Annotated in this window: 17 protein-coding genes; 13 read left to right on the top strand and 4 right to left on the bottom strand. The window is 71.6% G+C overall.

What is annotated here, in order from left to right; all coding sequences use genetic code 11:
* Position 1: 1 nt before the first annotated feature.
* Positions 2 to 2,887: an Hsp70 family protein gene (locus AB0M39_RS34030; protein ID WP_365370702.1), complete on the top strand. Its 2,886-nt coding sequence runs from the start codon at positions 2 to 4 to the stop codon at positions 2,885 to 2,887.
* Positions 2,888 to 2,953: 66 nt separating this feature from the next.
* Here the strand turns inward: AB0M39_RS34030 and AB0M39_RS34025 are convergent, their stop codons facing one another.
* Together AB0M39_RS34025 and AB0M39_RS34020 are read right to left on the bottom strand one after the other, a co-directional pair.
* The gene (locus tag AB0M39_RS34025) at positions 2,954 to 3,202 is read right to left on the bottom strand and encodes a DUF397 domain-containing protein (protein ID WP_365370674.1); all 249 of its coding nucleotides are present in this window, start codon (positions 3,200 to 3,202) and stop codon (positions 2,954 to 2,956) included.
* On the bottom strand, positions 3,199 to 4,032 hold the full coding sequence (locus AB0M39_RS34020) for a helix-turn-helix transcriptional regulator (RefSeq protein ID WP_365370672.1): 834 nt from the start codon (positions 4,030 to 4,032) through the stop codon (positions 3,199 to 3,201). Before AB0M39_RS34020 ends, AB0M39_RS34025 begins: the two co-directional genes overlap by 4 nt.
* 107 nt (positions 4,033 to 4,139) lie before the next feature.
* Between AB0M39_RS34020 and AB0M39_RS34015 the strand changes: the two genes are divergently transcribed.
* The 3 genes from AB0M39_RS34015 to AB0M39_RS34005 are packed head-to-tail and all read left to right on the top strand — an operon-like array spanning position 4,140 to position 6,065.
* Positions 4,140 to 4,523, top strand: a complete 384-nt coding sequence (locus AB0M39_RS34015) for a DUF6415 family natural product biosynthesis protein (RefSeq protein ID WP_365370670.1) — start codon at positions 4,140 to 4,142, stop codon at positions 4,521 to 4,523.
* Entirely contained in the window at positions 4,520 to 5,602 is a 1,083-nt protein-coding gene (locus tag AB0M39_RS34010) for a DUF5954 family protein (protein WP_365370668.1), read from the top strand. Before AB0M39_RS34015 ends, AB0M39_RS34010 begins: the two co-directional genes overlap by 4 nt.
* A 55-nt stretch (positions 5,603 to 5,657) precedes the next feature.
* Complete coding sequence (locus AB0M39_RS34005; RefSeq protein WP_365370666.1) at positions 5,658 to 6,065, top strand: hypothetical protein; 408 nt, start codon at positions 5,658 to 5,660, stop codon at positions 6,063 to 6,065.
* A gap of 27 nt (positions 6,066 to 6,092) precedes the next feature.
* Here AB0M39_RS34005 and AB0M39_RS34000 read toward each other — a convergent pair whose 3' ends face one another.
* The gene (locus AB0M39_RS34000; RefSeq protein ID WP_365370665.1) at positions 6,093 to 6,947 is read right to left on the bottom strand and encodes an ABC transporter permease; all 855 of its coding nucleotides are present in this window, start codon (positions 6,945 to 6,947) and stop codon (positions 6,093 to 6,095) included.
* The gene (locus AB0M39_RS33995; RefSeq protein WP_365370663.1) at positions 6,944 to 7,864 is read right to left on the bottom strand and encodes an ATP-binding cassette domain-containing protein; all 921 of its coding nucleotides are present in this window, start codon (positions 7,862 to 7,864) and stop codon (positions 6,944 to 6,946) included. Before AB0M39_RS33995 ends, AB0M39_RS34000 begins: the two co-directional genes overlap by 4 nt.
* A 210-nt stretch (positions 7,865 to 8,074) precedes the next feature.
* On the opposite strand from AB0M39_RS33995, the gene AB0M39_RS33990 reads away from it, so the two are divergent.
* From AB0M39_RS33990 to AB0M39_RS33950, 9 genes are all read left to right on the top strand, one after another.
* Positions 8,075 to 9,406 (top strand): sensor histidine kinase, encoded by a 1,332-nt coding sequence (locus AB0M39_RS33990; protein ID WP_365370661.1) that lies wholly within the window; start codon positions 8,075 to 8,077, stop codon positions 9,404 to 9,406.
* Positions 9,403 to 10,065, top strand: a complete 663-nt coding sequence (locus AB0M39_RS33985) for a response regulator transcription factor (RefSeq protein WP_365370659.1) — start codon at positions 9,403 to 9,405, stop codon at positions 10,063 to 10,065. Before AB0M39_RS33990 ends, AB0M39_RS33985 begins: the two co-directional genes overlap by 4 nt.
* 106 nt (positions 10,066 to 10,171) lie before the next feature.
* Positions 10,172 to 10,444: a hypothetical protein gene (locus AB0M39_RS33980; protein WP_365370657.1), complete on the top strand. Its 273-nt coding sequence runs from the start codon at positions 10,172 to 10,174 to the stop codon at positions 10,442 to 10,444.
* Between the two features lie 181 nt (positions 10,445 to 10,625).
* A complete protein-coding gene (locus AB0M39_RS33975) occupies positions 10,626 to 12,110 on the top strand; it encodes an aldehyde dehydrogenase family protein (RefSeq protein ID WP_365370655.1) in 1,485 nt (494 codons plus the stop codon).
* Between the two features lie 33 nt (positions 12,111 to 12,143).
* Positions 12,144 to 13,841, top strand: a complete 1,698-nt coding sequence (locus AB0M39_RS33970; protein WP_365370653.1) for a GMC oxidoreductase — start codon at positions 12,144 to 12,146, stop codon at positions 13,839 to 13,841.
* Between the two features lie 8 nt (positions 13,842 to 13,849).
* Positions 13,850 to 14,959: a glycine betaine/L-proline ABC transporter ATP-binding protein gene (locus tag AB0M39_RS33965; RefSeq protein ID WP_365370651.1), complete on the top strand. Its 1,110-nt coding sequence runs from the start codon at positions 13,850 to 13,852 to the stop codon at positions 14,957 to 14,959.
* Between the two features lie 196 nt (positions 14,960 to 15,155).
* Entirely contained in the window at positions 15,156 to 17,150 is a 1,995-nt protein-coding gene (locus AB0M39_RS33960; RefSeq protein WP_365370649.1) for an ABC transporter permease subunit, read from the top strand.
* A 98-nt stretch (positions 17,151 to 17,248) separates the two neighbouring features.
* Positions 17,249 to 18,232: an ABC transporter substrate-binding protein gene (locus AB0M39_RS33955; protein WP_365370700.1), complete on the top strand. Its 984-nt coding sequence runs from the start codon at positions 17,249 to 17,251 to the stop codon at positions 18,230 to 18,232.
* A gap of 76 nt (positions 18,233 to 18,308) precedes the next feature.
* The gene (locus AB0M39_RS33950; RefSeq protein WP_365370647.1) at positions 18,309 to 18,641 is read left to right on the top strand and encodes a hypothetical protein; all 333 of its coding nucleotides are present in this window, start codon (positions 18,309 to 18,311) and stop codon (positions 18,639 to 18,641) included.
* The last annotated feature ends 182 nt before the right edge of the window (positions 18,642 to 18,823 follow it).

Genomic DNA, 18,823 nt, shown 5'->3' with positions numbered 1-18,823 from the left:
CGTGGCGGTCACCGTCGGCTGCTCCCACTACGAGGACGAGGACATCGCGGACCTGCGGTTCGCCCATCTCGACGCCATCAGGATGCGCGAGATGTTCACGACCTCGATGGACATCCCGGCCGGAGCCGTCTTCACCTTCGCCGACGGCCTGCCGGACGCCAGCCCGACCCGCATCAACGTGCTGCACACCCTGTCCCGACTGGCCCGGCACGCCGCCGACCCGATCGACCGGCTGTTCTTCTTCTTCAGCGGCCACGGCTTCCACTCGACGGCGGACGGCAACGACTACCTGATCACCAGCGAGTCGATCACCTCGGCCCTGGAGGAGACCAGCCTGAGGTTCGAGCTCCTCGTCCGGCTGCTCCGGGACACCGGAGCCAGGCACATCGTCCTGCTGCTCGACGCGTGCAGGACCCCGGTCGCCGGAGGCAAGTCCCCCTTCGCCACGACGGCGAAGGTCGACGTCGAGAACCTCTGCCCGCCAGGCATGGTCTCCTTCTGCTCGTGCGCCCCGGGGACCAGTTCGTACGAGAGCGACCGCCTCAAGTCCGGGATCTTCTCCGAAGCCCTGTACGACGCGTTCGGCGACGACGGCCGGTGCGTCACCGTCGAGAACCTCGACGCGTATCTGACGACGCATGTGCCACGGCTGGCCCGGCAGTGCGAGAAGCCGATCCAGGAGCCGTACTCACGGGTCGAGCCGGCGGCCCTGGTCGAGCTGGAGATCGTCTCGCCCAGGAAGCGCAACGAGTGGAGGGCGTCGGCCGGGGTCGGGGAGGAGCTGCGCCAGCGCTCCGTCATCCGGGTCAGCGGCGCGAGAATAGCCGAGAATCCGCTGTTCGCCATCGACTTCGGGACCACCACCTCGGTGATCGCGGTCGCGGACGACGAGTCGAAGGTCCACTTCGTACGGGCCGGCGACGGCAAGAGCCTGGTGCCCTCCGTCGTCACCTTCGTGCAGGACCTCGACTATCTGGTCGGCTCGCGCGCGGTCGACCTGGAGCGGCTCGCGGCGGGCCGTACGGTACGGGCGGTCAAACGGCGCCTCGGCACCGACTACGCCCTCTCCCTCGACGGGAAGGAGCTTTCGGCGGAACTGCTGTCGTCGCTCGTGATCCGGAGTCTGCGCAGCAACGCGGAGGACGTGCTGGGGCGGCTGCCGCGCGAGGCCATGATCGCCTACCCGGCGAACTTCAGCATCAGACAGGCGAACAGTCTGCTGCGCGCCTTCGAACTGGCCGGGCTGAAGGTGCGCCGCATGGTCGGCGAGCCCAATATCGCCTGCGTACTGCTCCATATGGACCGGCCCCAGTGGGAGGGCCTCACCCTGGTGGTCGACCTCGGAGGCGGCACCCTCGATGTGGCGGTCGCGGACGTCGGCGACGGCGTGCACGAGATCAAGTCGGTCTACGGCGACAACCATCTGGGGGGCCTCGACTTCGACATCGCGCTCGCGGGGCTGATCAAGGAGCGACTGTTCGCGTGGAACGGCGAGGTGACGTTCGACGCCGACCTGGAGGCGCGGATCCTCAGCGAGGCCGAACGCGCCAAACAGCTTCTCACCGTGGACGAGTCCGCGGTCGTCTGGCTCCAGGACATCGAAGTCGGGGCGCAGATCCTGTCGCCCCGCTTCACCGTCGACCGCGCGGAGTTCAGGGACGTCTGCCGGGAGCTGACGGAGCGGTTCGCCGAGGTGGTGCTCACAGCGATCGGCGACGCGTACCTCGACGATCCGATCGACGTCGTACTGCTCAGCGGGCAGGGCGGGAAGATCTTCACGGTCCGGGAGTCCCTGGAGGAGATCCTGGGCGACGTCGAGTTCGTCGCCACGTACCAGGATCTGGCCGTGAGCCAGGGGCTGGCGCTGTACTCCTCTCTCCTCTCGGGCTCCAAAGCGGCCCGGGACGGGGCCGTCCCGCTGTTGCTGGACCTCAGTCACCGGGGCATCGGCGTCACCTGCACCTCGGCGGCGGACGGCACGAGCGCGAACAGGATGAAGAAGTCGCCCGACGCGCACGGAGTCGGCCGTGTCCTACTGGAGCGGCTGACGACCATCCCCACTCAGCGAAGCGAGCTGTTCTCCTTCGTGGGCCGGGCGGGCGCCGAGGTGGTCCTGCCCGTCGTCGAGCGGTCCAAGACCTCACGCGAGGACGTGGAGATCGGCAGGATCGCCTTCCCTGTGAAGCAGAAGGAGGTGGACGTCGAGCTGACGATCGAGATCGACGCCAACAGCGCGATCCTTCTGCGTGTGGCGGACCTGACCAACCGCACACTCCGCCGCTACCAGCTGAACCAGTACTTCCGGGATCCGAACTGGGTCTACCACCACACCCTCGATCTGCTGCTGGACGGCTGGGCCGTCTATGACGTCGAACCGATCGACCCCGCGTTCCGCACCACGGACGCGTCGGTCGGCCGGCCGCCGAGGACCCTGGCGGAGCTGGACATCCCGGAGGAGATCGCCAAGCTGGAGGCGGACCTCGCACGCGACGTCGCGGCCCGTCGCGCGAGTGGCCACTACGCGGCGGGAATCACCATCGCCGAGGCGACGGCCCTGCGCCGCAAGGCCCGCCTCCTGTTCGCGGTCGACCGCAGGCAAGAGGGCACGACCGCCCTCGCGGACTCGCTGCGCGCCTCCCTCGCGACCCGCCCGGACGGCACGCTGTGGTGGTCGCGCCTCGCCGCCGACGTCACGCTCGCAAGTGAGGAGCTGTCCGGGGACCGCGCGGCCCTGTCCGTGGTACGTCAGGCCCTGGCCGGACTGCTGGACCTGGACGGGACGCTTCCCGAGTACGCCCACCGGGGGAAGGCAGAGGCGATCGCGGCCCTGAAGAGCATCGGCGCGAGGAAGGAGGCACGGCACGTGGAGCGGTTGGCCGTGGGGTGACGGCGGAGCGGCGCACGCGGCCCACCGGGTCGCGGGGGACCGCGACCCGGTGGGCCCTGTTGCGTTCTACGCGGTGGGGCGTCCGGCTGCGTACTCCACGAACGTCGCCCACTGGGCCGGAGCGACGTCGAGTATGGGCCCGCTGGGGCGCTTCGAGTCGCGGACATGGACGGTGGAGGGGTGGGCGGAGACCTCGATGCACTGCCCGCCGCCACCGTCGCTGTAGCTGGACTTGTGCCAGTCGTAGGCGACTTCGATGCAGTCCTGGCCGCCTGCGCCGCTATAGCTGGACTTGAACCACGTGAGGTCGTTCATCGTTCTCCCGTCGCCAACTGCTGGATGAACTCGGCCGAATCCTCGGGGGACAGGGCCTGGCTCTGGAGGATTCCATACCGCCTAGCCAGTTGATTGACCGCTCGGCGGCTGGTGATCAACCGACCGTTGTCCTGCACCTCAAGATACGCACACGTGTCCTGGTCGGGCGGTTCGACCAGCGTGAATGGGCCGCCAAGGCCGCCATGGTTCTCCCGCTCGGTCGGCATCACTTGGATCTCGACGTGCCGCAGTTGACCTACCTCCAGCAGGTGGTGCAACTGTTCACTCATGGCCTTACGTCCGCACAGGGGGCGTCGCAGGATCGTCTCCTCGAGGATGAAGCTAAGAGACGCTGCCGGGGTACGACCTAGCATTTGCTGTCGAGCCAGTCGGGCGGCGACTCGGCGCTCGATTTCGTCGTCGTCGAGGGCGGGCCGATATGAGAGGTGCACCGCCCTGGCGTACGCCTCCGTCTGCAGCAGGCCGTTGATGAGCTGGTTGTCGTACACGGACAATGCGACAGCTTCCGCCTCAGCGGCGGCGAACGGCTGGAACCACGACGGGTGCGGCTCCTTCAACTGCTCGTCGACCACCGACGTGAACACCTTCGGGATCTTGAACACCTTCTCCAGCTGAACCGCTAGGTCCATCTTCAAGGGGCGCCGCCCCTGTTCCACGCTCCCGATCTGGGACTCCGAGAAGCCTGCCTGGTCTCCCAGCTCCCGTTGCGTCAGCTCGGCCCACTCGCGCAGCGCCTTCATCTGCGTACTGAGAATGCGCAGGCTGACGGGGACGTTCTCGTCGTAGACATGGTTGTTGTGGTCGGTCATTCCACACTCCCTCGCCGACTCGTACGTGTGCGGCGACGGCCCGTACAGCAGGCACGTACTCCGCGTCAGGCTCGTAAAACTAGCCCTGACCACGGGAGATTCGTCGCATGAACGACGAAACCTCACGCGAACGAAGTCCCCTGGCCACCGCGCCAGTTGGGTTCGACAAGGCGTCGATCCTGTCGAGCGCGGAGAGCGTGCTCGAAGGGACCGCGGTGGAGACGGCCGAAGAGCTCGTCCTGCTGCTTCGCGTGCACATCGGCCTGCTGGCGCCGCAGATCGAGGAACTGGCGTTGAGCCTGCCCGGCGGGGAGCAGGGGCGCTGTCTCGCCCTGGCCTCGGTCGGGGAGGCGCGCCGGAAGCTCCGCGCGGGGCAGGCGGCGGGTGCGGGGCCCCAGCGGCGGGCCGAGCAGCTGGCCAGGGTTTGCAGGGCGTTGATCTTTCACTGGGAGGAGCTGCAGGCGGCCCGCCTGCGGGCAGAGGGCGAATGAGCGATTTCAACGAATTCAACGATTTCAGCGAGGTATTTCCCGCGTACAGGACGATCCGCGTGATGCCCCAGCAGGGGCTGATCGCGGCGTTCGCGGACGAGGAGGCGTGGCGGGCGCGGAAGAACTATCCGCGGCTGATGACGGCGGGGCTGCCGGTGTTCTTCTACACGAAGGAGCTGGAGCAGGGCGGCTGGGAGATCCTCGGCACCGGCGGGGACACGCCGCAGTCGGCGCGGGACGGGCTGGCGGCGTATCTGCGGCGGAACGCGGAGGGCCGCAGGAAGATGCTGGCGGCGGCCGAGAAGCTCGACTGGGTGGCGATGGACGAGGTACGGGTGGCGGGGCAGCGGTACCGGGTGGTGCGGGCGGAGCAGTTCGTCCGGATGGGGCCGGACGGGCCGGAGCCGCCCAGGCCGTCGGACCCGGACCCCGCGCGGCCGGGGGAGGCGTACCGGGTCCCCAGCCGTGTCCACGGCTTCGTCGTCGACCCGCACACGGAGTCGGGGGTGTCGGAGGGCTTCCTCCGGCTGGACCTGATGCGCTCGGCGACGCACGCCAAGGCGGTGCCGGCGGCGGTGCACGCGGACTCGGTGCGGGCGAGGGACACGCATCCGGGGGTGGTGGTGCTGCCTGCGGAGTTCGGGATCGCGGAGAAGTGCGAGGGGCGGTGGCGCCCGCACGGCGGCTCGTCCACGACGCCGCAGGGGGCGCGGGACGGGCTGGCGATGCACTTCCGGGTGTTCGCGCCGGTGATGCTGAAGCTGGACGAGGAGGAGCGCGCGGAGTACGCACGGGCGGCGGACCGGCTGGACGAGAAACGGGGCGTCGGCCTTTCGGTGGCGGGCACGGGCTACCGGGTCGTCCGCGTGGAGACGGCGGTCCGCGTCGGCCCGGACGGCCCCGAGCGGCCCCGCCCCTCGGACCACGACCCGGAGCCCCCGGTGGGCCCGCACATCAAGCAGCTGAAGGCGGACGGCCTGCTGAAGGAGGGCGAACTCGACGACGACGACCTCTCGGAGGACGCGCTGGAGCTGCGCCGCCTGATGGAGAAGGAGCAGCGCAGGACGGGGCGCCTGTGAGGGAGGGCGGGCGGGGCGGCCTCAGTGTCGCCCCGCGCGGTCGGCGGGAGAGGCCATGCACAGGCACCACCACGGCTACACCTGGCTCGGCAGCGGCTTCGAGCTTCATCGGGACGGGCCACGGCGCGAGGTGCACCCGGCGTTCGGGAGCAGTCCGCTGCCGCCGCTGGAGGTCGCGCAGTGGCTCTTGAAAGCGGGCGCCCTCGTCCAGGGAACGTGGGAGGCGCCCGAGCCGGCCGCCCAGTGGTACGCCTCCCAGGTACGTCCGCACGCCGCCGACTTCGCCGACGCGCACGAGCGCGCGGTGCTCGCCGCGCGGCTCTCCGGCGTCGGCGCGCGGATCGCCGAGGGGCAGGACGTCGTCGGCGGCTGGTGGCTGGCGGGCCGGCGGTTTCTGTCCGTGTGCCTGGTCGCCTGCTCGCCGCATCCCGTGCGGACCGCCTACACCTGTCCGGTCGGATGAGCGAACCGTCCGGCGGGGGCGGCGCGGTCACACGTCGCGGCGGCGCACCACGACCACCGCCAGTGCGACCGCGACGAGCGGCCAGACGACGTACACCGCCCAGGAGCCGGGGACCGTCGCGGTGTACGCGAGGTTCTCGGGGTCCGGTGCCCAGTCCTGGACCAGGCGCTTCCAGGCGCTGCCCGGCGTCGCGTGGTTGACGGCGGCGGACCAGCGCTTGGACTCCGAGAAGAACAGCGGCAGCATCACCAGCGTGAAGACGGCGGTGACCATCGTCGCGGCGCTGTGCCGGATCAGGGCGGCCAGGCCCAGGCCGATCAGCGCGCAGACCGGGGCCACCAGCGCGGACGCCGCCATGGCCCTGGGCACCCCGGGGTGGGTGATCGAGACCCCGGCGTCCTTCCCGGCGAGGATGGCCTGGGAGACGTAGAACGAGCCGGTGGCGACCACCGCGCCGACGGCGGCCCAGAGCGCGGCGGCGACGACCGCCTTGGCCAGCACCACCGAGCCGCGGGCCGGCACGGCGACGGTGGTGGTGCGGATCAGGCCGCTGCCGTACTCGCTCACGAGGGCGAGGGCGCCGGCGCTGGCCGCGACGACCATCAGCAGCCAGTAGCCGGCCGGCGGGTAGACGTGGAAGGGCAGGAAGTTGTGCCGCGGACCGGAGTTCGGGACGGCGTACGCCAGCGTCGTCGCGGCGGACGACCCGACGACGAACAGGGCGGTCAGCGCGATCGTCCACGGCGTGGAGCGCAGGGACCGCACCTTGATCCACTCGGCGGCCAGCAGGTCGGCGAACCGGACGGGCGGCTCGGCGGCGGGCGCGGTCGAGGCGGTCGGGGAGACGGAGGGGGTCCGGGAGGCGGAGGCTCGGGTGCTCATCGGGGGTCTCCTGCCAGGTATTCGACGCTGTCGGCGGTGAGTTCCATGAAGGCCGCCTCCAGTGAGGCGGTACGGGCGGTCAGCTCGGTCAGCTGGATCCGGTGCTCGGCGGCGAGCGCCCCGATCCGGTCCGCCGCCAGCCCGGTCACGGCCAGCTTCTCGGCGCCCGACGAGCCCTCCGGCTCGACCGAAGCGCCCGCGGCGGTCAGCACCGCCGCCAGCTCGGCGGCCTGCGGGGTGCCGACCACGACGCTGCGCTGGGTGCTGCGGGCCGCGAACTCCCGTACCGACTCCGCCGCGATGAGCCGACCTCGGCCGATGACGACGAGCTGGTCGGCGGTGTTCTCCATCTCCGACATCAGATGGCTGGAGAGGAAGACCGTGCGCCCCTCGGCGGCCAGCCGCTGGAACAGGCGGCGCACCCAGAGCACGCCCTCCGGGTCCATGCCGTTGATCGGCTCGTCGAACATCAGCACCGGAGGGTCGCCGAGCAGCGCGGCGGCGATGCCGAGCCGCTGCTTCATGCCGAGCGAGAACCCGCCTACGCGGCGGCCCGCCGCCTCGGCCAGCCCCACCTCGTCGAGCACCTCGGCGACCCGGCGCAGCGGGATGCCGTTGCCGCGGGCCAGCGCGGACAGATGGGCCGCGGCGCTGCGGCCGCCGTGCACCTGGCCGGCGTCGAGGAGGGCGCCGACGTGCCGCAGCCCGCGCGGACGGGTGCGGAAGGGGACGCCGGCGACCAAGGCGGTGCCGCTCGAGGGCGCGTCCAGGCCGAGGATCATCCGCAGGGTGGTGGACTTGCCCGCTCCGTTGGGGCCCAGGAAACCGGTGACCTGGCCCGGCCGCACGGTGAAGGACAGACGGTCGACGGCGGTCTTCCCGCCGTAGCGCTTGGTGAGTTCGTTGACTTCGATCACAAGGGCAACCCTTCCGGGATCCCTCCGCCCGGACATGGGGCCGTGGGCGGCAATCGCGCGGCCGGGTTCGCCTACGGGCGTACGTCCCCGGGCCGATGCCGCGCGGGCGGCGGCTGGCTACTCTCGCGGCATGGACGCCACACCCCTGAACACCCCGCTGCCCGCGCGCGTTTCGCGGCGCACGCCCCTTCCCGAGAGCGCGTGCCGCCGATGACGCGAACGAAGGTCATGGCCTGGGCGGGCGGCGTCCTGTACCCCTGCATGCTGGTGCTGCTGGCCGGGGGCGCGCCGCGGTCCTCCGGCACGGTCCACGCGGTCGGGGCGCTGCTCGCCGCGAGCCTGCTCGTCGGCGTGGTGCGACGGCTGCCGCTGCTGGCCCTGGCGATGACGCTGCTCGGGGCCGTCGCCACGGTGGTCGCACCCGGCTCCGCCCACGCGAGTCAGGCGGGGTCGTTCCAGGGGCACTTCCTGGCGTTCCTGGCGGTGGACCTCGTCCTGGGCTTCATCGTCGCCACTCAGACCCGGCGGGCCTCGGTCGTCGCCGTGGCCGTCTCCCTGACCGTGCAGGTGCTGGTGATCGGCGGCTTCGCGTTCGGGGGCGATCTGATCGTCCACGTCGTGATCGCCCTCCTGGCGATGGCCGCGTCCTGCATGGTCGGCCTGCTGAGCCGCGAGCGCCGCGAGCACGCGGTGGCGCTGCGCTCGCAGGAGGTGGCCGAGGCGGTGACCGCCGAACGGCTGCGGATCGCACGGGAGCTGCACGACATGGTCGCGCACAGCATCGGCATCATCGCCATCCAGGCGGGGGTGGGCAGCCGGGTCATCGAGACGCAGCCCGCGGAGGCGCGCGAGGCGCTGCGGGCCATCGAGGCCACGAGCAGGGAGACCCTGTCGGGGCTGCGGCGCACGCTGGTGGCGCTCCGTCAGGCGGACGCGGGCGCGGCCTCGGGGCAGGCGCCGCTGGAGCCCTCGCCGGGGCTCGACGACGTCGAACGGCTGGCGGCGGCGACCGGGGACGCGGGCGTACGCGTCGACGTGCGCCGCAGCGGGGAGCGGCGTGCCCTGCCGGCCGACATCGACCTGTCCGCCTTCCGTATCGTGCAGGAGGCGTTGACCAACGTGGTCCGCCACGCGGGCGCCGGGCGCTGCCGGGTGTCCATCGACTACGGGGACGAGGAGCTGTCGGTGGAGGTCGTCGACGACGGGCGGGGGGCTGCGGAGAACGGCTCGGCGGCGGCACACGGCTTCGGCATCGTGGGGATGCGGGAGCGGGTGGGGCTGCTGCACGGCGAACTGAGCGCGGGGCCGGGGCCTGAGGGCGGCTTCCGGGTGTCGGCGAGGCTGCCGGTGCCGGTGGGGGTGAGTGTGTCGGGGCGTGTGAGCGGGCCGGGGTCTGGGCTGGGGTCGGTGGCCGGGTCCGTGCCGGGGGCGGGGCCTGTGCGGGTGCCGGGGTCGGGGTCTGGGCTCGTGCCCGGGTCCGCGCCGGGGACTGGGGCCGCGCCCGGGTCCGTGCCCGTCGTACGTCCTGCGGAGGCCCGATGAGCATCCGTATCGTGCTCGCCGACGACCAGCCGCTGGTCCGGTCCGGCCTACGCGTGATCATGGCCGACCATCCTGACCTGGAGGTCGTGGGCGAGGCCGCCACCGGCGCCGAGGCCGTCCGGCTGGTCGAGGACGTCGACCCCGACGTCGTGGTGATGGACATCCGCATGCCCGGCATGGACGGGATCGAGGCCACGCGCCTGATCACGGCCGGTCCGGCGACGACCCGGGTCCTCGTTCTGACCACGTTCGACGAGGACGACTACGTCTACGGCGCGCTCCGCGCCGGCGCGAGCGGCTTCGTGGTCAAGGACATGGCGCTGGACGACATCCTCGCGGCGGTCCGCGTGGTCGCCGCGGGGGACGCGCTGATCGCGCCGGGCGTGACGCGCCGTCTGATCGCGGACTTCGTCGGCCGCCCCGCCGCGGCCCCGCAGCGCACGCCACGGCCGGTCGAGGGCATCACCGAGCGGGAGCGGGAAGTACTGACCCTGGTGGGCCACGGCCGGTCGAACACCGAGATCGCGGAGGACCTGTTCATCACGGTGGCCACGGCCAAGTCGCACGTGTCCCGCCTGCTCACCAAGCTGGGCGCGCGAGACCGGGTCCAGCTGGTGATCATCGCCTACGAGCGGGGCCTGGCCACGCTGCCACGCTGAGGCGGGGGGCGCGGGGGCGGGCGAGACTGGGTGATCGCTGGGCGGGCGCCCGGCCTTACGCCTCGCGTCCGACGCGCCGCGCGCGTACCCGGACTCGACGCGACGCGTGGTCGATGATCTGCGTGAGCCGGTCGGCATGTCGTCCGCCGGTCTTGACATCGTCTGGACGATCACGGAGGCCGCCCCGCCCATGCCCGCTCAGTACTGCCACAAATGCGGCGCCCTCACCCCCTCGCCCGTCCTCGTTCGCGAGGTCCACGCCGCCAGCGGGCCCGGCCGGAACGTTTATGCCTGTCCTGCGCACGCTCCCCGGCGGCCCGTGACGTTCACCCCGGCCGCCGCGCTCGCCGAGTCGCTGCGCCGGGGCAGACTCGGCTGAAGACCTGCTGGCCGCTCCGCTGCGAAACCCCTGGCAAACGCCACAGGCGTAGGACACAGGTAAGTGACGCAGGACACAATCCGGTATCGAACACGCATGCTTTCCCCCCTCCCGGGCAGGCGGTCCCTTCGCTGGCTCTCACCAGTGAGAAACGCATAGGGAACGGAAGGCTGAACGCGACGTGTCGGCACAACAGACCATCCACGTGGGCGGAGAGTGGCTCGCAGCCGCCTCCGGGGCCACGCGCGAGATCATCGACCCCGCCGACGCGACCGTGTTCGCCGTCGTCGCGGAAGGCGGCAGCGAGGACGTCGACGCAGCGATCGCAGCCGCGCGCGCGGCGTTCGACGACGGCCCGTGGCCGCGTACCCCCGTCGCCGAGCGCGCCGCGCTGCTGCGCCGCGTCGCGGACCTGCTCCAGCGCGACCGCGAGGCGCTCGGGCTGCTGGAGAGCCAGGACGCGGGCAAGACCGTCGAAGAGGGCCGCGTCGACGTCGACTGCGTGAGCGACGCCTTCCGCTACTTCGCCGACCTCGTCATGAACGAGAGCGGCGGACGGGTCGTCGACGCCGGATCCGACGAGATACACAGCGTGGTGGTGCACGAGCCGGTCGGCGTCTGTGCGCTGATCACGCCATGGAACTACCCACTGCTCCAGGCGAGTTGGAAGATTGCCCCGGCCCTCGCCGCGGGCAATACTTTTGTGGTCAAGCCGAGTGAGATCACTCCGCTGACCACCGTCGCGCTGATCCGCCTGCTCGCCGAGGCGGGCCTGCCCGCCGGCGTCGCCAACATCGTGACCGGCGCGGGCGACCCCGTCGGAGCGCGGATGGCCGACCACCCGGACGTCGACCTCGTCTCCTTCACCGGCGGCCTCGCCAGCGGCACGAAGGTCATGCGCGCCGCCGCCGACAGCGTCAAGAAGGTCGCGCTCGAACTCGGCGGCAAGAACCCCAACGTCGTCTTCGCCGACGCCTGCGCGACCGAGGAGGGCTTCGACACCGCCGTCGACCAGGCGCTCAACGCCGCCTTCATCCACAGCGGCCAGGTCTGCTCCGCCGGCTCCCGCCTCATCGTCGAGGAGTCGCTGCGCGAGCGCTTCGTCGCCGAGCTCGCCCAGCGCGCCGAGAAGATCCGCATCGGCCGCGGCACGGACGACGGCGTCGAGTGCGGACCCCTCGTATCGCGGCAGCAGCTGACGAAGACCGAGGACTTCGTGGCGTCCGCGCTCGCCGAGGGCGCCGTGCTGCGGGCCGGAGGCGTACGCCCCGACGGCGCCGGCTACTTCTACCGGCCGACCGTCCTCGACCGGTGCCACCGCGAGATGCGCGTCGTGCGCGAAGAGGTCTTCGGGCCCGTCCTGACCGTCGAGACCTTCCGTACGGAGGACGAGGCCGTCGCCCTCGCCAACGACACCGAGTACGGCCTGGCCGGCGCCGTGTGGACCGCCGACGCGGGGCGCGCGCGGCGCGTCGCCGCCCGGCTGCGGCACGGAACCGTCTGGATCAACGACTTCCACCCGTACCTCCCGCAGGCCGAGTGGGGCGGCTTCGGGAAGTCCGGCATCGGCCGCGAGCTGGGTCCGGCCGGCCTCGCCGAGTACCGCGAGGCCAAGCACATCTACCAGAACCTCGCCCCGCGCCCCGTGCGCTGGTTCGCGGGCTGACCCAGGACGAGGAACAAGGAGAGCACCGACGCCATGCCTGAGCACAAGGCCGAGTACGAGTCTGTCGACATCAGCCCGAACGAGAGCGCCGACGACGAGCGCCTGGACGGCCACGCGGACAGCCGCGCGGAGAGCCCTGCGGACGACGAGGCGTACAGCGACGTGAACAGCGACGCGCACGACGACGTGTACGACTACGTCGTCGTCGGCGGCGGCACCGCAGGATCCGTCATCGCCTCCCGCCTGACCGAGGACCCGGACGTCACCGTCGCCGTCATCGAGGGCGGCCCCAGCGACGTGGGCCGCGACGACGTGCTGACCCTGCGCCGCTGGATGGGGCTGCTCGGCGGCGAGCTCGACTACGACTACCCCACCACCGAGCAGCCCCGCGGCAACTCCCACATCCGCCACAGCCGCGCCCGGGTGCTCGGCGGCTGCTCGTCCCACAACACCCTCATCGCCTTCAAGCCCCTGCCGTCCGACTGGGACGAGTGGGCCGCGGCGGGCGCCGAGGGCTGGGACGCGGCGACCATGGACCCGTACTTCAGCCGGCTGCGCAACAACGTCGTGCCGGTCGACGAGGCCGACCGCAACGCCATCGCCCGCGACTTCGTCGACGCGGCGCAGGCCGCGCTCGACGTCCCGCGCGTGGAGGGCTTCAACCGCAAGCCCTTCCACGAGGGCGTCGGCTTCTTCGACCTCGCCTACCACCCCGAGAACAACAAGCGCTCGTCGGCGTCGGTGGCGTACCTGCACCCGGTGATGGACGAGCGGCCGAACCTGAGTCTGTGGCTGGAGACCTGGGCGTACCGGCTGGAGCTGGACGCCCCGGCGGCGGGCGACGGCGTACGGGCGAGCGGCGTCTGGGTGCGGACCAAGGACGGCGAGGAGCGGCTCGTACGAGCGCGGCGCGAAGTCGTCGTCTGCGCCGGCGCCGTGGACACCCCGCGGCTGCTGCTCCACTCCGGCGTCGGCCCGCGCGCCGACCTGGAGGCGCTCGGCATCCCCGTCGTCCACGACCTGCCGGGCGTCGGGGAGAACCTGCTCGACCACCCCGAGTCGGTGATCGTGTGGGAGACCCATGGACCGATCCCCGAGAACTCGGCGATGGACAGCGACGCCGGGCTGTTCGTACGGCGCGATGCGCAGTCCGAGGGCCCGGACCTGATGTTCCACTTCTACCAAATACCGTTCACGGACAACCCGGAGCGGCTCGGCTACGAGAGGCCGCCGCACGGCGTCTCGATGACGCCGAACATCCCCAAGCCGCGCAGCCGCGGCCGGATCTATCTGACCAGCGCCGACCCGAGCGAGAAGCCGGCGCTGGACTTCCGCTACTTCACCGACGAGGACGACTACGACGGGCGCACGCTCGTCGACGGCATCAAGATCGCGCGCCAGATCGCCGCGGCCGAGCCCCTCGCGGGCTGGCTGAAGCGGGAGGTCTGCCCGGGGCCGGAGGTCGCCACGGACGAGGAGATCAGCGAGTACGCGCGGAAGGTCGCGCACACCGTCTACCACCCGGCCGGAACCTGCCGGATGGGCGCGAGCGGCGACGAGCTCGCCGTGGTCGCCCCGGACTTGAAGGTCCGGGGCCTGGAGGGCATCCGTATCGCCGACGCGTCCGTCTTCCCGACGATGCCGGCCGTGAATCCGATGATCGGTGTCCTGATGGTCGGCGAGAAATGCGCGGACCTTTTGGTGTCCGCCGAGAGGGGCGTGGCCCGTTGAGCACCGAAATGATCAAAAAGAGCGAGCAGCAGCCGGCTGGGTCCGCGGGGTCCGCGGGGGCCGCCGGGGAGTCGTCCCCGTCCGTCTTCTCCGTACGCGACCTGTGGAAGGTCTTCGGCCCGAAGGCCCACCGCGTCCCCGGCGACGCGGAGCTGGGCGCGCTCAGCCCGGCCGAGCTGCGTGAGCGCACCGGGTGCACCGCCGCCGTGCGCGACGTCTCCTTCGACGTGCGCAAGGGCGAGGTCTTCGTCGTCATGGGCCTGTCCGGGTCCGGCAAGTCGACGCTCGTACGGTGTCTGACCCGGCTGATCGAGCCGACGTCCGGCTCGATCGCCATCGACGGCGAGGACGTGCTGTCGATGGACACGGCCAGGCTGCGCGAACTGCGCCGCCACCGCGCGTCGATGGTCTTCCAGCACTTCGGCCTGCTGCCGCACCGGTCCGTCGTCGACAACGTCGCCTACGGCCTGGAGATCCAGGGCATGGGCAAGGCCGCGCGCAGGGAGCGGGCGATGGAGGTCGTCGCGAAGGTCGGTCTGGAGGGGCTGGAGCACCGCAGGCCCGGACAGCTGTCCGGCGGCCAGCAGCAGCGCGTCGGCCTGGCGCGGGCGCTCGCCGTCGACCCTGAGGTGCTGCTCTTCGACGAGCCCTTCAGCGCGCTCGACCCGCTGATCCGCAGGGACATGCAGGAGGAGATCTGCCGGCTGCACGGTGAAGAGGGCCGCACGATGGTCTTCATCACGCACGACCTCAGCGAGGCGCTGAAGGTGGGCGACCGCATCGCGCTGATGCGGGACGGCCGGATCGTGCAGGTGGGCACGCCCGAGGAGATCGTGGGCGCGCCGGCGGACGACTACGTACGGGACTTCGTCCGCGACGTGCCGCGCGAGCAGGTGATGACCGTGCGCACGGCGATGCGGCCGGTCGGGGACGGGGACACGGACGAGTCCGGCCCCGCGCTGCCCCCGAACGCGACGGTCATGTCGGCGATCGAGGCGGTGGCCCGCACGGGCGCGCCGGCTCGCGTGATGGAGAACGGCCGGTGCGTGGGCGTGGTCGACCACGCCGGCTTGCTCGCGGTGGTCGCGGGGCTGGACAGCCAGGGGGTGGTGGCGTGATACGCGAACGAACGCGCGCACGCGTGGCCGCGGCGCTGGGCTGGGGTTTGGGCCGGGGTGAGGGTGTGGGCTCGGGTTCGGGCTCGGGTCTGGACGCGATGTCGGGGCTGGGCTCAGGCTCGGTCCTGGCTGACGCTTCCGCCTCCGCCTCCGCTTCCCGCGACGCTCGCACGTACCCCGCTCGGCGGTGGGTGCGATGACCGCCGCCGTGACCGCGCCGCCGGAGAAGACCGTCTCCCCGGCCGCCGCTCGCCGACCCCTGCGCGACCTCCTGACGCACCCCGTCAAGGGCAGGCTCCTGCTGCTCGCCGCCCTCGCGGTCGTGCTCGTGCCGCTCGGGATCGCGCTCTGGGGCAGCGGGAGCTGGCCCGCCGCGCTGACCGTCGACGTCTCCGGGCCGCTCGACGACGCCAACCAGTGGGTCATCGACAACCGCGAGACCCACCCCCTCTTCCTCTACTTCCTCCTCCACCTCTCCAACACCGCCACCGACGCGGTCGACGGCGTCTACCAGCTCCTCGACGCCATGGGCTGGCTCGGCGTACTCGCCGCGGGCGTGCTGTTCGCCTGGCGGGCCGCCGGGCTCGGGCGGCGCGGAGTGAAGGTCGCGGCCACCGCGCTCGGCGCGTTCGCCGTGTGCGGGCTGCTCGGGATGTGGGACGCCACGCTGCTCACCATCGCGCTGATGGTCGTCGCCGTGGCCGTCGCCGCCGTGCTCGGCGTGGCCATCGGGCTCCTCGCCGGTCTCTCCGACCGGTTCGACCGGGCGCTGCGGCCGGTGCTCGACACCATGCAGGTGATGCCGGCGTTCGCGTATCTGCTGCCGTTTGTGCTGGTCTTTGGCACCGGCACGCCCGCCGCGCTGTTCTGCACGGTCATCTACGCGGCCCCGCCCATGGCCCGTCTCACCTCGCTCGGCCTGCGCGGCGCCGACCCCGGCGTGCTCGAAGCCTCCGCGTCGCTCGGCGCGAGCGGCTGGCAGCGGCTGCGGACCGCCCGGCTGCCGCTGGCCCGCAAGCAGATGCTGCTGGGCCTCAACCAGACGATCATGATGGCGCTGTCGATGGTCGTCATCGCCGCGCTGGTCGGCGCCGGCGGCCTCGGCGAGGAGGTCTACTCCGCGCTCTCCACCGTCGACGTAGGCAAGGCGCTCGCCGCGGGCATCCCGATCGTGCTGATCGCCGTCTGGCTGGACCGTACGACCGCCGCCGCGGGCGACCGCATCGGCGAGAGCGCCCCCGGCTCCGGGCTGCTGCACGGCCGTTCCGCGTGGGCGCTGACCGGCGCGGGCGTCGTCGCCGCGGTGGTGGCCGGCACGCTCGCGATCGGCAAGGCGTGGCCGGAGGCGTGGACGTACGAGATCTCCACGCCCGTCAACAAGGCCCAGGACTGGATCACCGACAACCTCTCCTCCGGCGTCCCCGTCCTCGGCGGCACCGAGGTCTGGTCGCAGAACTTCACGCTCTGGATCCTCAACCCCCTGCGCGACGGCCTGATCTGGCTGCCGTGGTGGTCGGTCCTGCTGCTCGTCGCGGCGATCGCGTGGCTGGTGGGCACCTGGGGCACGGCCCTGACCGCCACCCTCGCGATGGGCGCGATCGGGGTGCTCGGGGTCTGGGGCAAGTCCCTGGACACGCTCTCCCAGGTCCTCGCGGCCCTCGTCCTCACCCTCGTACTCGGGGTGCTGGCCGGAGTGCTGTGCGCACGGGCGAGGCGGCTGGAACGCTGGCTGCGGCCCGTGCTCGACGCGATGCAGACGATGCCGCAGTTCGTGTACCTCATCCCGGTGGTCGCGCTGTTCGGCGTCACCCGCGCCTCGGCGATCATCGCGGCCGTCGTGTACGCCCTGCCCGCCGTCGTGCGCATCACCACCCAGGGCCTGCGCGAGGTCGACCCGGCCGCGCTGGAGGCGGCCCGCTCGATGGGCGCGTCCACCCGCCAGCAGCTCCTCCAGGTCCAGCTGCCGCTGGCCCGTCCCGCCCTGCAGCTCGCCGTCAACCAGGGCGTGGTCCTCGTGCTCGCCGTGGTCGTCGTCGGCGGCCTGGTCGGCGGCGGCGCGCTCGGCTACGACGTCGTCAAGGGCCTGTCCCGGGGCGAGATGGGCGTCGGCATGACCGCCGGAGTGGCGATCGTCTGCCTGGGCCTCGTACTGGACCGCATCACACAGCCCGCCGTCCGCAAGCGGAACTGAGACCGCCGTCCGCAAGCGGAACTGAGCCCGCGGAGCCGAATCCCCGAACCGAACTCTCTTCCTCCGTCTTCCTTCATCAGAGGAGCACCACCATGCACATGTCCCGCACCGCGCGTACCCCTCGCACCTCCCGTGCCGTCCGCGGCTCCATCGCCGTCGTCGGCGCGCTCGGAGTCCTCTCCCTCAGCGCCTGCGGCGCGGCCGATACGGGCAAGAAGGACGACGTCGGCGGCAAGAAGACCGTCACGCTGACCGTGCCCTCGTGGGTCGGCGCGCAGGCCAACACCGCCGTGGCCGCGCATCTGCTGGAGAAGGAGCTCGGCTACAAGGTCAAGACCCAGCAGATGGGCGAGGTCCTCGCCTGGGACGCGCTCTCCAAGGGCGACCTGGACGCGGTCCTCGAGGACTGGGGCCACCCCAAGGAGGAGAAGCAGTACGTCGAGACGAAGAAGACGGTCGTCAAGGGCGGCGACCTCGGGGTCACGGGCCACATCGGCTGGTTCGTGCCGAAGTACTTCGCGGACGAGCACCCCGACGTCACGGACTGGAAGAACCTCAACAAGTACGCCAAGGAGTTCCAGACCGCGGAGAGCGGCGACAAGGGCGAGATCCTCGAAGGCTCGCCCGACTACGTCACCAACGACGACGCGATCATCAAGAACCTGAAGCTGGACCTGAAGACGAACTACTCGGGTTCCGAGGCGGCGCAGATCACCGCGATCAAGAAGTACGCGAAGGACAAGAAGCCCTTCCTGACGTACTGGTGGTCGCCGCAGTGGCTGAACGCCGAGATCGACATGGTCGAGGTCAAGCTCCCGGCGTACAAGGAGGGCTGCGACGCGGACCCGAAGAAGGTCGCGTGCGCGTACCCGAACACGCCGCTCCAGAAGTACCTCAACGCGGACTTCGCGAAGAACGGCGGCGACGCGGCGGAGTTCCTGAAGAACTTCAAGTGGACGACCGAGCAGCAGAACGAGGTCGCGCTGATGATCGCGAGCGAGAAGCTGTCGCCGGAGGCGGCGGCGGAGAAGTGGGTCAAGGCGAACGAGGCGACGTGGAAGAAGTGGCTGCCGAAGAAGTGAGCGGTCTCCGCTGAGCTACCTCTGGGGGTGCTCAAGTGGGTTGAGTCCCGGGCGGCGTGTGGATCAAGATCGATCCATGTTCGGACTCAACAAGACTGATCTGTCAGTACTCGTGCTGCGTGACGCGGACGGCATCGCCGATGCCGTCCGCGCCGCGTTGTCCACCGCCTCCCCGGAGGAGCGGCCCGGCCTCGAGCGCGCAGCGGCGATCATCGCGGAGGCGTCCGCGAGAACGGACGCCGAGATACGCGGCCAGTGGGTGCGGGACCGCCTCGACGCGGCGGGCATCGAGGGCCCGGCGGACTCGATCCCGGCGATCAAGGCGCTACGTGAGGCGGAACGGCAGCTCAGCCTGGCAACGGCGGTGCGGCTGGCGCAGGAGGCGCGGGGAGCGGAGGAGGGGGCGTAGGTGGGGTGCGGGTGCGCCGGGAAACTCAGCCCGTCCGGCGTTTGAGGACACGCCCGTAGGGCGTACGGGGGCGTAGCCCCCTGGCGCGGGGGTGACGTGTCCTGTGCGGGCAGCCCGGGGGGGGGGGCGGCCGGCCCCCCCCCCCCCAACCGCGCCGGGGGGGGTGATGGGGGGGGGATCCC

The organism is Streptomyces sp. NPDC051907 (genome assembly GCF_040681075.1).
GTDB lineage: Bacteria > Actinomycetota > Actinomycetes > Streptomycetales > Streptomycetaceae > Streptomyces.
This window is presented reverse-complemented; position numbering and strand designations above follow the sequence as displayed.